We start from the raw sequence: 13,272 nt of genomic DNA on the forward strand, positions 1-13,272 counted from the left end.
TTGAACAAGTGTTCCTCTGGTTCGACATTCCCCGATATAGCTTTGACAGAAAGTTTTTGTCTAGAACAAGGAAAAATATGCTGTTGTTGTATCCTTTTATAAATATGTGTTGTGCAGCGAGGTCGTCCAGTTGAATCAAGATATGCGTGGCGAAAAAATATGCTTCGTTATCCCCACGTACAACGAGGCGTTGAACGTAAATCCGCTGTTGCGTCAACTCACTGAACTCTATAGAAACCCGGACGTTGCGTTTCTTGTCGTCGACGACGAAAGTCCCGACGGCACGGCTCATTTGGTCAGAGAGTTTATGGAAAAGGTTGACGGTCGCGTACGCCTGCTTCAAGGCAAGCGACGCGGACTGGGAGACGCCTACGTACGGGGAATCACCTATGCCATCAACAACCTCGGTGCTGACATCATAGTACAGATGGATGCCGATTTCTCGCATGATCCCGCCGCCGCGGGCAGACTGCTTGACCGCATTGCAGGCGGGGCGGATGTAGCCATAGGAAGCCGTTATGTCGCGGGCGGGTCGCTTGATGAACGATGGCACGTCAGGAGACGACTGTTGTCCCGCTGGGGAAATCGCCTGGCCAGATGGATCGGCGGTCTGAAAGGGGTTTCGGATTGCACCGCGGGGTTTAAGGCAATAAGAGCGGACAAGTTAAGAGAAGCAAAAATTGAGAGCATCCAGGCCCGGGGTTATGTGTTTCAGGTAGAACTCCTGCACCGACTGATCCGCTGCGGGGCACGGGTCGTTGAAGAACCAATTCATTTCCGCGACCGCGAGCGCGGAGAAACCAAGCTCGGTATGTTTAACATGCTTGAATTTTTCTTCAACGTACTGCTGCTGCGCCTGAGAAGCCACCTTACCTTCATCAAGTTTTCCCTGACGGGAATTTGCGGGGTCTTTGTCAACCTCGGCTCCTTCTTCATTCTCACTGAGTTGGGGCTTCACAAATTCCTTGCGTCGCCGATAGCCATATTGGCTTCTATCATTTCAAACTTCCTGATGAATAACCACTGGACTTTCGGTGACCGCGTTATGACCAGCCGCAAGTCCGTAAGGGGCTTTAAATTCATAGTCGTTTCTCTAACGACGCTGTTGCTCAGCTACACGGTCTTTGTTGTCCTATCAATGCTTTTTCCGAAAGTTTTACCCTTACTGCTTCAGGCAGCGGGCATCGTCCCGGGTGCTTTGCTTAACTATTACCTGAACTCCCGCTGGACCTTTCGCGAGGCATCCCGCGAGGGGTGACGGCTTTCAAACCAGAGTTTTCCGTAAAAACGCCGAGCTTTCTTGGGGAGTCGGTGTCTTTGGTTAATGATGACGGGTCATTGATCGGCGGTTCCTTCGAGTTTCTTGAGCATCTTTTTGGACCTGTTCTCCGGGTTATTGTAGACGGCTACCGATTCTCTGAACACCGAGACGGCGGCTTCTTTTTCACCGCTTTGAAAAAGCACAAATCCTTTAAGATAAAGAAACTTGGCCTCGTCATCCCTTTTCAATAAAGTGTGGGGGCGCAGGTATTCTGCCTGCTTCACCCAGCCTTTAGCCTGCTCAAGGTATCTCGCGTTCCACCGACGGAATACCGTTTCCATCATGCTCGTGAGGCTATAGAAATCCTGCTCCGCAAGCTGTATCAGGTGTTCTGCCCGCCCCCGCAACTTCGGGTTGTTGGAAATGATGAATTTGCCAAGGTAGTCTCCGTAAAGTCTGAACAGATTGTTTCTCGTGTAACGCTCCCAGGCATCGGCAGGCTCGCGCGACAATAACTCCTTGAAGTATCGTTCTCCTTCAGAACTATACAGCAGACGCTCTGTGCGCGGAGTTCCGTCCCTTATGACTTTCTTTATGAATCCGTAATTCCTCACTTCGCAACCTGGGCAGAAATCCCGACGGGTCCCGGAGGAAAAAAAGACCGGGCCGTCAGTTTTGCTGATAAACTCCCGCAGGATTCCTCGTTTTTCTTTCTGGGGCATGCGAGGTCGGTTGGACTTGCTATTGTAAACTAACCCTGACCGATGCAGAAGAGTGATGTCGGGACGGCGGTTCTCGACAAAGCGGTAATAGCCGAGCACCCCGGTTTCCACATCGTTGGATACCAGCATTATCGCACCCGGCTCCATATGACCGAACATCATATCCGCATACTCTTTTGCGAAACCACTTGAGGACCGACCGCTTTTCTGCCAGTTCCCCTGTACGGAAAAAACCACCATCGCCAGACTTAAAACGGCGGCCAAGGCGATATGAAGAACCGGTTTGCGTCCCTGATCCGTGTGTAACCGCAGACGCAAATAATCCATAAGCAACTGAAACCCCACCGCTGACCATATCGCCAGCAGTCCGTAGCAGACAAGCGAGTAGGGACGGAAAATTCCAATCTGTATATAGTTGAAACTGAAGTTCGTCAGGATGATTAGAACGATGCTTTGCCCGAAAAACACTAATAGCCCCGAACCGGCTTCCGCCAACTGCCGCCTGCGTAGCAGAACTACAAGCCCCAGCACGGCCAGCAGGAAAGCCGGAAGGGTCAACTGCCACGTGATTTCCCCGGCGAACCACCGCAGAAACTCAAAATTGTCACCCCATTTAGGAGCAGAACCGTAGAAATGGGAGTAGCCCTTGCGACTGATGTGATACCAGAGGTCGCCCCAGCCGTTCATGGAACCGTAGAAGCTGATCTTGGGGTTCTGCTGGGCCCGCAGAAACATCCAAGCGTAGGGAACAGCCGCCCCCAGAGCAGCAACGCCGGAAAGCATCGGCAGCCTGCAAAACATTGCCTTTCTGGCAGGAAGAATCAGAAGAAACAAACCAGGTGCCGCCAGTACCATAAGCGGCCAGTGATTCGCAAGGCTCATGCCGTAACACGCCGCCGCCAGAATCCAGACCCAAAGACGCTGCTGACCTCTTAAGCCATAGAGAAGAAGCGCATAGACTGCAAAGAAAAACAACGAGTTAAAGGCATAAACCTCGGCTATTGTGGACTGGGACCACACGTGTTCCGAGGCGCCGAAAAGCCACGCGGCGGCAAGAGCGGGAAGCGCGGCTGCGCCAAGCAGTCTCGCACAGAGGTAAACCCCTCCGCAGGCGAGCGCTCCCAGAACAGCGCTTGAAAGGTGTCCCAGAAAGGCCGGAGTCCCAAAGGGCAGTTGCATGAACAGGTGAAGAATAAGAGTATAGATCGGGTAACCCGGAGGGTGAGCTATGCCTAGGTGGGCACCCGCCATGAGAAATAACCCGTCGTCTTCAAGGGCCACGGTGTGGGATAAAGTGAGTATGTAGACCGCAAGCGGTCCCAGCACCGCTGCGGCAAGCGCCAGCGAATCGGTTACGCAGAACCCTGTCCGGGGCAGAACCAATGCATTTATGCGCGATTTATTCCCCATCCGCTTTTGTTATTCTCCACATCGGCTTTCGGAAGCGAAAAACCCGGAAAAGGATGTTATTTTTCCACCCGCAGATGAACTTCGTTTATCATCCTAACGGTCGAAGAAACCACTGTAAACGTTTTTTTCCCGAAAACTATCACGGTTCCGGGAGCGGGAATCGACCCGTACCTGTAAAGAAGAAACCCTCCGAGCGTCTCGTAATCTTCTCCCTCGGGAATAGCCAGCCCGAGGCCATCGTTAAGCCGCTCTATCTCGACTGTGGGGTCTATAAGGTACTGCCCGGCGCCCAGATTTCTCCACGGGGTCTGCCCCGTATCATACTCGTCCTCTATTTCCCCCACCACCTCTTCAATTATGTCCTCGAGGGTTATGATCCCGACTGACCCTCCGTACTCGTCGACCACGACAGCCATTCCTGCGCGTCCCCCTTTCATCTCGTCCATAAGCTCGTTCACGAGCTTTGACTCCGGAACGTAGAAGGGGGGTCGGGCGTACTGCTCCACGCTTTTGTCAAGATCCTGTTCCCCGAGAACATAAAACGAGTTGAGTATGCCGGTTATGTTGTCGACCCGGTCGCTGAAAATCGGGATCCTCGAGTGGCTTTTCTCCGCTATGAGCCTCTTTACGTCCCGAAGCGTGGATTTTCTCTCAAGCGCGTCCACCTTCACGAGGGGAATCATTATCTCTCCCACGGTGGTCTCCGAGTACCCGAAGATCCTGCGGAGAACCCTTCTTTTGTAGTCCGCGCTCGGCTTGTTCTTGTCCTCCTCCACCACGCCCTCGAGCTCCTCGCGGGTTATGGAACTCATCTTCATTCCCCGGGTGAAGAGACCGACGAAGAAAAGCACCGGATAGAAAAGCTTGGAGAAAACCCAGAGGGGATAGATCACCCAGAGCACTATTGAATTCCTCTTGCTCTCGAAAACCGCCTTGGGGACCACCTGGCCGAAAACTACTATGAGCGGAGAGAGCAAGGCCACAGTGTAGATGCCGCTTCGCTGCCCGAACGTCTCCTCGAAATAAAAGGTGAGCACGAGGGTGTTTATTATGAGCGAGAGGTTAACCCCTATGAGCGTGGTGCCGATGAAGCTTTCGATCTTCGAGTAGGCGTCGAGAACGAGCCCAGCGGCGGCCGAGCCATCCTCGGCAAGGGATCTCATCTTTATCTTGTCGCAGGAGATAAGCGCTATCTCGGAACCGGCGAAAAAGGCCTGGAGAACCAGAAACAGCAAAACCAGCAGAACCACAATCTCAATGGACATCGCCCCGGACCTCCTTGCTGACGCCAACCCGTATCTCTGAAATTCTTTTCCCTTCCTTGCCCTCAACCGTGAAAACCAGCCCGCCGAAACCTATTTTCTCCCCTTCCGCGGGCAGCCTCCCGAAAAGATCAAACACGAAGCCGCCCATCGTCTCGTTCTCCATCCGAAGCGGGATCACGCTCTCCTCCAGTATCTCTCCCAGGTTCTCGAGTCCAGCCGAGCGGGCGACCGAGAAAAGATAGTCGTCGTTAAATTCCTCTATTCTCATCCCCCCGGGAATCGTAATGGCGCCCCCGCGGACCGCGGGAGCGGCCTTCTTGAGTACCGAGCGCTCATCCTCTATTTCTCCGAAAAGCTCCTCCAGTATGTCCTCCATGGTCACGAGCCCGTCAAATCTTCCGTACTCGTCAACCACTATCGCTATGTGGATCCTGTGCATCTGGAATTCGCGCAAAAGCGCCCCCGCGGGCTTGGAGCGGGGGATGAAATAAGGGCTCCTGAGACACTCGCTCACTGCGGCGGCCGAGTTCTGCTCGGTGAAGTCCCACTTGAGAAGATCCTTGCTGTAGAGAACGCCGGCTATGTTGTCCCGTCCCTCCTCGTAAACCGGGATGCGGGAGTGACCCATCTGGCGGACCCGCCCCACAGCCGCCTCCACGCTTATGTCGTGGGGAAGAGTGAAACAGTCTATGGCGGGGGTCATTATCCTGTGGGCGGGCAGGTCCTCGAGATTGAAAAAGCCGTCGGCGAGATACTTCTCGACCTCGTTCAGCACCCCTTCGTCCCTTCCCATGCCCACGAGAATCTCAAGCTCATCGGAGGAGATGTCATTCCCCTGGGCACGGTGGCCGAGATCCGCACCAAAGGCCCTTATGAAAAAACCCGAGACAAACATGATCGCCCACCTAAGCGGGGTGACCGCAACGTGGAAAAAGTAAAGGGGAAGCGCAACGGCCTTGGATATGGTTCTCGGGGACTTTACCCCGGCGGTCTTGGGAATAATCTCCCCGAAAACAAGGAGCGTGGGGGACGCTATGGCCAGGGAGATAAGGGCAACTGTCTGCTCCGGGGTGTCCTGGAGGTATTTTCTCGCCGTGAGACCTATGACGCTTGAGTAAGCTATGTTGAAGACTTCGTCGGCCAGCAGGACCGTGGTTATCAGCTTGTGGGAATTTGAGAGAAGTTTCTCTATAGCCGCCGAAACCCTGCCCCCCTGCTTCGATATGCTCTCCCTCTGGGGACGGCTCAGGGAAAAAAGAGCCCCCTCGCTGAAGCAGAAAAACGCCGAGCAGCAAAGCAGAAAGAGAATCAGAATAAAATTTTCGCCCAAAAGAATCTATCTCCCGCGGAGGAGTCAGCAGAAATGCTCAAACCCCCCGGTATCGTAAAAAACCTCCTCCCCACCTTCGTCAAAAAACCTTACTCCCCGCCCTCCGGTAACGGATCCGATCTTCGAGATCGCGACCCCGCAGAGGCGGGAAACCTCATCCACCGCAATGCGCTTGTCCTCAGGCGAGGTGAAAAGAAGCTCGTAGTCCTCCCCGCCCGAAACCGCGAGGAGGTAGACATCCTCGCAAAACCTTGCGGAGAGGGAGAGAAAACACCGAGAGAGCGGAAGGCTCCCGAGGTTCACTTCGGCACCCAGCCCGCGCTCGGAGGTAAGTTTCTCAAGATCGCAGAAAAGCCCGTCGCTTATGTCTATCATAGATGTGGCTATCCCGCGCTCCGCCACCATCCGGCCCACGGCAAGGCGCGGCGTGGGTTCAATATGTCTCGAGACGGCAATCTCGCCCCCGTCAATCCCAGGATCGCTTGAAAGAATCCTGAGGCCCAAGGCGGAATCCCCGAGGGTCCCGGTCACGTATATGCCGTCTCCCTCCGCCGCTCCGGAGCGGAGAACCATGTCGTCCCCCACCACCTCTCCAAGCGCCGTCATGTTTACGAAAATGGTCTGCGATTCGGAGAGGTTCCCCCCGACTAAAGAGACATCGAACTCCCGGCAGCCATCCTCGACCCCCCGCGAGAACTCCTCAATGAACTCCCCCGCGCCCGCGCCCCGACAGCCCAAGGAGCAGAGCAGGTACCTCGGCACGGCTCCCATCGCCCCTATGTCGCTTACGGCCACGCAGACCGCCTTTTTGCCCAGCTGCCTCGGGGTCTGGGTTTCAGCACGGAAGTGAACGCCTTCAACCAGAGTGTCAGTCGAGGCGACAAGACAGGTTTTGTCTCTGAGTTTTAAAACAGCGGAATCGTCCCCTATCCCCATCAAAACTTCTTTCTGAGTAGCCTTGAACCTATCAGCTAAAAATCTCAAGGCGTCTTCTTCACCCATTTGTGCTTGAAAAGTGTATTGTAAACGCGGTTGGGTGTCAATTTGGCCGTAGCGGGCGAAAAAATTTTTTCTCCCCTTCCCACAAGCACAAAAACCGGGTTTCGCCCCGGGAAAAACCGTTTTTTCTTGACACGAAAAACCGATGTAATTAGAATTAAATTCCACTTTCCGAAGGGTGGGCTGGACTTTTTTCTGAAGTACCTGTTTTTGGGTGGTTTTTTGCTTTTCTGGAGAAGCACTGTTGAAAAAGGCAGAGGATGTTGCGCACGGCAACCTGGCTACTGAAACCGACCAACTGAATCAAGAAATAGAGTTTGACTGGGACGCAGTTCTCGACTGCGTCAAAAAGGATCTTTACTTTCCCCCCTCATGGCTGTTTTCCATAAAAGTCGCGAAGATCGAAGGCAGGCTGGTAACGCTTGAGGCTAAGAGTCACTTCCAGGCCCTGTGGGTGAAAAACCACTATCTTCAGTTGATAAACGAAACCGCCCAGAGCCTCTACGGAGTGGGCCGCTTCCAAGTAACGATAGATGAGCGCGAGAGGAATTCCGTGGCGGACGGAGCGAAAAAAAACAACGCCGCGGAATTCAAGGCGGGGGACCGGTCGCACGATCCCCAGTCCGTAAGCTTTTTCAGTTCAACCAACACGTTTGAGAACTTCGTCGTCGGACCGAGCAACCAGTTCGCCCACGCGGCATCCTACGCAATCGCCGAGAACCCCGGCATGGCGTACAACCCGCTTTTCATACACAGCGGCGTGGGGCTCGGGAAAACCCACCTCCTCCACTCAATAGGGAATCACATACTCCAAAAATACGGAAACCGCCTGAACACCCTCTGCATCTCGGCCGAGCACTTCACAAACGGAGTGGTGCAGAGCATAAAAACGGGTTCCATGGACAAGTTCAGAAACCTCTACAGGTTTAACTGCGACGTTCTGCTCATAGACGACATCCAGTTTATCGCCGGAAAGGACAGCACCCAAGAGGAGTTCTTCCACACCTTTAACTCCCTCTACACCGCAAAAAAGCAGATAGTAATAACCAGCGACAAGCCTCCGAGCGTGATGAAGAACTTCGAGGAGCGCCTCAAGTCAAGATTCGAGTGGGGGCTCACGGCGGACATACAGCCGCCAGAAGTGGAAACCAAGATAGCCATCATAGAGAAAAAGGCCGAGGAGGAACAGATAGAGATCCCCGGCGACGTGGCCTCATTCATAGCGCAGAACGTCCTCTCCAATATAAGGGAGCTCGAAGGCTCGGTGAACAAGCTGTTCGCCTACTCGAGAATGTTCAGAGAGAGAATAACTCTCGAGCTGGCAAAGCAACTCCTCAAGCATCTGGTGAGAAAAGAGACCCCGAAGATTATAACCATAGAGTTCATTCAGAAAGAGGTGGGATCGTTTTTCGATCTTTCGGTAAAGGACCTGAAATCCAATCAGAAGCAGAAAAAAGTCTCTGAACCCAGGCAGATAGCGATGTTCCTCTCAAGAAAGTACACCTCGTCCTCGTTCCCCGAGATCGGGAGCAAGTTCGGCGGAAAGAACCATTCCACCGTGGTTCATGCGGTAAAGAACATCGAAAAGAAAACCGACAAGGATCCGAACGTATCAAACGCCGTCGCGGCGATCTCCGCAACCCTAGAGAAGTTCATCACATCCTGAGGCCAGACCGAGGCACAGCCTGTTAGAAAAGAACCGAAAAAGCTGTGCAGTGATTTTTGTTTCCCGCCAGCACGGCCACACCAAGAAAAAATGTGTGACTTTCTGTTAGTAAAAAGAAAAGCTGTGAACACGCCGTCGCCGGAAAAAGAAAAGGGTTTTAGGCAATTTCACACATTTCACCCTTTTCACAGCAACTACTATTACTGCTACTGAGAAAAGTTTTTAAATACAGATAGAAGTAACAGTAGAAAGAACAGCAATGTTTGCGGATTATGGTTTTGTAGCCAAAAAATGGTTATTATCCCTATGATAGACATGTTTTCACACGACAGGAGGTTTTTCCTCAGATGATGTTTAAAATCAAGGTCGGGGATTTTTCAAGGAAGCTCGGAATGATTCAGGGAGTTGTTGAGAAAAGAACGACCATGCCTATTCTCTCCCATGTCCTTATGAGTTCTACGGACAAAGGCCTTCTGTTGGAAGCCACCGATCTTGAAAACACCGCTACCGTTTTTTGCGACGCTCAGACGGAGGGAGAATTCAAAATAGCGGTTCCCGCCGGAATACTTTCCGACCTCGTAAGGGAAATGCGCGAAGAAGAGGAAATTTCGGTTACCGCCGCCGAGAACAACTGGATCGAGGTGGTAACAAGCTCCGGTTCCTTTAAGATAGCCGGGCTTGCGGCCGATGATTTCCCGAGAATCCCTGAGATTTCCTCCGAGGATCTCTTCCAGGTTTCTTCTGAGGCGCTTGAGGAAATGATATCCAAGACGGTTTTCTCCGTATCGGACGATGAGATGAGAAGGAGTCTCTCCGGGGTGTTTTTTGAAAAAAGGGGAGAGCAAACCCTGAGGCTGGTCGCTACCGACGGCCACAGGCTAAGCTTCGTCGACCGAAAAATAGAGGGTCTTAATCTCTCAAAAGACATACTGGTTCCCAAAAAGGCGGTCATGGAGATAAGAAGGCTTCTTCGTCTCTCAAAAGAGGTCAGAATCGGTAGCAGCGGCAATTTCTTCGTTTTTGAACTCGGGGACGAAAACTTGGTTTTCATCTCAAGGGTGATCGATGCCGAATTTCCAGACTACATGCAGGTAGTTCCGGTCTCGACGAAAAACACGGTCAAGGTTGACGCTGCCAGCCTACTGCTTGCGCTTCGGAGGGTTTCCCTCTTTTCCGCCGACAACGTAAGGGGCGGAGGCAGGTTTGTCGAGATGGCTTTTGGGGAAGGAAGCATGCTCCTTGGCGCCTATCTTAACACCGGCGAGGGAAGGGAGAGTATCCCGATCGAGTATTCTGGGGAAGAGGTCAGGCTGGGTTTTAACTTCACCTACTTTCAGGATGTTCTCGACGCGGTCGGGTCGCCCGAGGTCATAATCGGTTTTTCCGGCCACAAAAACCCGGTGTACGTGGTTCCCTGCGAGGAGGGAGAGAAGCAGGACGGCTACGTGAACGTCATAATGCCAATGGAGCTTGACGCCAGAGCGGCGGAAGGGCAGGCAAGGGGATAATTCTCGTACCTTAAGATGCTAGGTGGATTCATCGGAGTCGATTTTTCCGGCGGAGGCGTCAGGACCGTAACCGTAAGAAGGGGGCTCAAGGGAACTGAAGTTCGCAAGGCCTCTTTTGACGGGAAATCTGGGAGCGACGATACGGTTGCCTTTCTCCAAGGAGAAATTTCTCTTGGAACGCGGGCGGTCACGGGGATAAGCTTTTCGCCACTTCTCCTCAGGGTGCTCAAATTTCCGTTTTCAGACTCAAAAAAACTCCAGAGGGTCTACCGCTTCGAGCTTGAGAACTCCACCGGGTTTTCCCTAGGGGACGATGTTCTGTCCGACTACCACGAAGTAAGGAGGCCAGAAGGGGCAGAACTTATAGTCCCGGCCTTTGAGAGGGAAGCGTTTGAAACCTATCTTGGTTCCATGCGGGAATCCGGCGTGGATCCCGACCAAGTGACTTTTTCCCCCGTTGCGTTTTCTTCTTTGGGGGATTTCCTCGGGGAGCAGAGACCTCTTCTTCTGGTGGACATGGACCAGGGCCACCTCAACTTCTCGTTTTTTGATGAGGGAGGGTTAAGCAGGGTCAGAAACTGCGACGACGCCGTGGAGAGAGTTAAAAAGGCCCTCTCCGTGGACGCCCTTGACTTTCGGGAGATAAACGCGAGCGAGGAAAGAAGAAAAGCCTTTTTCGAAAGCTCTCGCTTCATCGCCGAGGAGATAAGAAACACCTCCCGCTACTTTGAGGGCGAGACCGGTGAGGGGATAGAAGCCGTTGTTCTTACGGGCGGGATCTGCGAGGTTGAGGGGATCGCGGAAAAACTGGGAGAGCAGCTCGGCCGGGAAGTAGAAACGATTTTCATACCGCAGCTCGGCCGGGAAGATTCCCCCTTGTTCGCCAAGGCGTACGCACTGGCTCTCTATGGGGGTTCTTCGGGCAGGGGCGCGAGACTTAACCTTAGAAGGGACGGGTACAGGCCGCGCGGAATCGTGAAGGATCTTCTGAAGGAATTTAGGGTTCCGGTAGCTCTGTGCGCAGCCCTTCTGCTGATAGTGGTTCTCGGGCGCGTAACAGAAACTGTCTCCGCCAAGAGCAAGATGAGTTCCCTGCGCTCCGAGATGGAAAGAGATCTCAGGGAGGAGTTTCCCGAGGCCGCCGGAACCCAAGACCCGGTTGCTTTTTACAGTGGGAAGCTTGAGATCATCAATCGCAAACTGGACATACTGAAGCAGGTAAGGGGCGCCCACAGCCCGCTTGAGGTGCTGACGGCGGTTTCGGAAGCCGTTCCCAAGGACGTAAGCTTCTCGATTGACGAGATAAGGATCGAGGACGGGGGCAAGGCCAAGATATGGGGCAGGGGCGATTCCTACGAGGAGATAGCGTCCATAGAGAAGGCCTTCTCCGAGTCGGGGAGTTTCACCCAGGTAAAGATGGGACAGGTAAGAAAAGGGGTTAACAACAGCTTGAAATTCGAGATTTCAATGGTCGTCAGGTGAAAATGCGGGGACTGATACAAAGACTTTTGCAGGGACTTAAATCGCTTCTCGGGGTCGTTCGGGAAAAAACCGAACCTTTGGCGCAGAGGGCAAGAGACCTTGTGGGAAGACGGGATTTTTCCCCGAGAGACATCCGCGCCCTCAAGATAGGCGCCGCGGTCGTCGCGATCCTTATCGTCTTTTCGGTCTACAGGGCGGTCTTTCCCGGGGGCTCCGCCGCAAGAACCGAGGTAAGCCAGATGAAGCTTCAGCTAAACGAGATAAGGGCCATTAAGGAAGAGTACCGCTACTCAAGGGATCTTCTCGCCAAGGTAAGCGGCTCCATGAAGGAGGAAAAGGAAGCCCTGATTTCGGTGGCGGAGAAGGTTCTTATCAGAAACGGCATAGACCGCCGCTCCTTTTCAATAAGAGGAATCAACCCGTCGGTGAGGGGGAAGGGGATAAAGAGGGAAAGGGCCGTTTTGGTCAAAGTAAACAAGGTAGCGGTTCCCAGGGTGCTGAACATCCTCTATTCCTTTCAGAGGAGCAAGACCATACTCAGGGTGTCGGACCTCAGGATAAAAACCAGATTCGACAACCCGAACCTGACGGATGTTTCCTTCCGCCTGTCGACTTTTTCTTTCAGCGAATCATAAGCGGGAAAAATGAATATAAGAAACAGGATAAAAATACCGGGAAAAATATCTGTCCCCGCATACGTCGGGATATTCCTCGTGTCCCTTCTGGCTTTTTTGCTCCTTGGATTTCCCTGGGACTCGGTTGAGAGAAGAGTCGCCTTCGAGATACAGAGCAACTCCCCGGTTCCGGTTCTCATAGGCAGCACGGACCTCAAGGGCATTTCCTCGGTCGAGCTTAATGATGTCCGGATTCTGCTTGGGGACAGGGGGATGCTTGTGATTGACAGGGCAAGGGTGAGCGCTGGTCTTTTCTCCGTCATTTTTTCGGACGACACGCGGGTTTCCTTTTCGGTTGATGCCTACGGGGGGAAAATAGACGGCAAGGTTTCGCAGAACAAGAAGAAAAACAAGGTCACAAGCGCCGAGGTGGACGTGAATTCCGTCGAGTCCTCGACCGTTTCCCGCCTGTTTCTCGAGGGCGGGGGGATTTCGTTGAGCGGCAAGGTTGACGGAAGCGTGAAGTTCCTTGGAGAAGGGGAAAGCGGGGGAATTTCCAAGATGGAGTATCTTGTATCTTCACCTTCTCTTTCGGTCGGGGTTGAGGAGGTGCAGGGTTTTAAGGTGAAGGAGGAGTACAAAAACTTAAGCGTGGTGCTCCGCGGCACCGCTAACCGCTTCGAGTCGCGAGTCGAGAGGTTTTCCCTCACTAACCCCAGGCTGTCACTTGAGGCGGAGGGAAAGGCTCCGTCTCCGCTCAGGTTCAGAAAGGGAGCCGCCCTCGATCTCTCCGTTACGTTCAGGCCTTCTCCGGACGATAAGAAGCTTGCTCTTGTCGGCGGTTTTCTAAGCCCCCGCGGGGACGGCAGCTTCTCCGGGAGGATTCAGGGTACGCTCTCAAAACCCAAGATCGTGAGCCCGGACGGGGGCGGTTGAGAGGCCCGTTTTTGGCGACTCGGACTATTTGACTTTGCCCTACCCCCTCGCTATTCTTCTCGCAATATTCTCCTTAAGA

Annotated in this window: 10 protein-coding genes; 6 read left to right on the forward strand and 4 right to left on the reverse strand. The window is 53.3% G+C overall.

The features are described from left to right. Nucleotides 1–130 precede the first annotated feature (130 nt). On the forward strand, nucleotides 131–1,258 hold the full coding sequence (locus tag F4X55_07335; GenBank protein MYC40801.1) for a glycosyltransferase family 2 protein: 1,128 nt from the start codon (nucleotides 131–133) through the stop codon (nucleotides 1,256–1,258). Nucleotides 1,259–1,335: 77 nt separating this feature from the next. On the opposite strand, the gene F4X55_07340 is transcribed toward F4X55_07335, so the two are convergent. The 4 genes from F4X55_07340 to thiL are packed head-to-tail and all read right to left on the reverse strand — an operon-like array spanning nucleotide 1,336 to nucleotide 6,990. Further along, nucleotides 1,336–3,393 carry a DUF2723 domain-containing protein gene (locus F4X55_07340; protein MYC40802.1) on the reverse strand — a complete coding sequence of 686 codons (2,058 nt, stop codon included), beginning with the start codon at nucleotides 3,391–3,393 and terminating at the stop codon, nucleotides 1,336–1,338. A gap of 56 nt (nucleotides 3,394–3,449) precedes the next feature. Beyond that, the gene (locus F4X55_07345; GenBank protein MYC40803.1) at nucleotides 3,450–4,658 is read right to left on the reverse strand and encodes an HlyC/CorC family transporter; all 1,209 of its coding nucleotides are present in this window, start codon (nucleotides 4,656–4,658) and stop codon (nucleotides 3,450–3,452) included. Further along, the gene (locus F4X55_07350; GenBank protein ID MYC40804.1) at nucleotides 4,648–5,988 is read right to left on the reverse strand and encodes an HlyC/CorC family transporter; all 1,341 of its coding nucleotides are present in this window, start codon (nucleotides 5,986–5,988) and stop codon (nucleotides 4,648–4,650) included. The genes F4X55_07345 and F4X55_07350 overlap by 11 nt, the downstream gene beginning before the upstream one ends. A 24-nt stretch (nucleotides 5,989–6,012) precedes the next feature. Beyond that, nucleotides 6,013–6,990 carry a thiamine-phosphate kinase gene (gene thiL, locus F4X55_07355; protein ID MYC40805.1) on the reverse strand — a complete coding sequence of 326 codons (978 nt, stop codon included), beginning with the start codon at nucleotides 6,988–6,990 and terminating at the stop codon, nucleotides 6,013–6,015. 211 nt (nucleotides 6,991–7,201) lie between these two features. On the opposite strand from thiL, the gene dnaA reads away from it, so the two are divergent. The 5 genes from dnaA (at nucleotide 7,202) to gspN (ending at nucleotide 13,193) form a co-directional block, all read left to right on the forward strand. Next, on the forward strand, nucleotides 7,202–8,653 hold the full coding sequence (gene dnaA / locus F4X55_07360) for a chromosomal replication initiator protein DnaA (GenBank protein ID MYC40806.1): 1,452 nt from the start codon (nucleotides 7,202–7,204) through the stop codon (nucleotides 8,651–8,653). Between the two features lie 347 nt (nucleotides 8,654–9,000). Continuing rightward, nucleotides 9,001–10,161 carry a DNA polymerase III subunit beta gene (gene dnaN / locus F4X55_07365; protein ID MYC40807.1) on the forward strand — a complete coding sequence of 387 codons (1,161 nt, stop codon included), beginning with the start codon at nucleotides 9,001–9,003 and terminating at the stop codon, nucleotides 10,159–10,161. A 15-nt stretch (nucleotides 10,162–10,176) separates the two neighbouring features. Next, nucleotides 10,177–11,643 carry a hypothetical protein gene (locus tag F4X55_07370; GenBank protein MYC40808.1) on the forward strand — a complete coding sequence of 489 codons (1,467 nt, stop codon included), beginning with the start codon at nucleotides 10,177–10,179 and terminating at the stop codon, nucleotides 11,641–11,643. A gap of 26 nt (nucleotides 11,644–11,669) precedes the next feature. Beyond that, a complete protein-coding gene (locus tag F4X55_07375) occupies nucleotides 11,670–12,278 on the forward strand; it encodes a hypothetical protein (GenBank protein MYC40809.1) in 609 nt (202 codons plus the stop codon). 9 nt (nucleotides 12,279–12,287) lie between these two features. Then, on the forward strand, nucleotides 12,288–13,193 hold the full coding sequence (gene gspN / locus F4X55_07380) for a type II secretion system protein GspN (protein ID MYC40810.1): 906 nt from the start codon (nucleotides 12,288–12,290) through the stop codon (nucleotides 13,191–13,193). Nucleotides 13,194–13,272: the final 79 nt, after the last annotated feature.

The organism is Candidatus Dadabacteria bacterium, from assembly GCA_009840385.1.
Lineage (GTDB): Bacteria > Desulfobacterota_D > UBA1144 > Nemesobacterales > Nemesobacteraceae > Nemesobacter > Nemesobacter australis.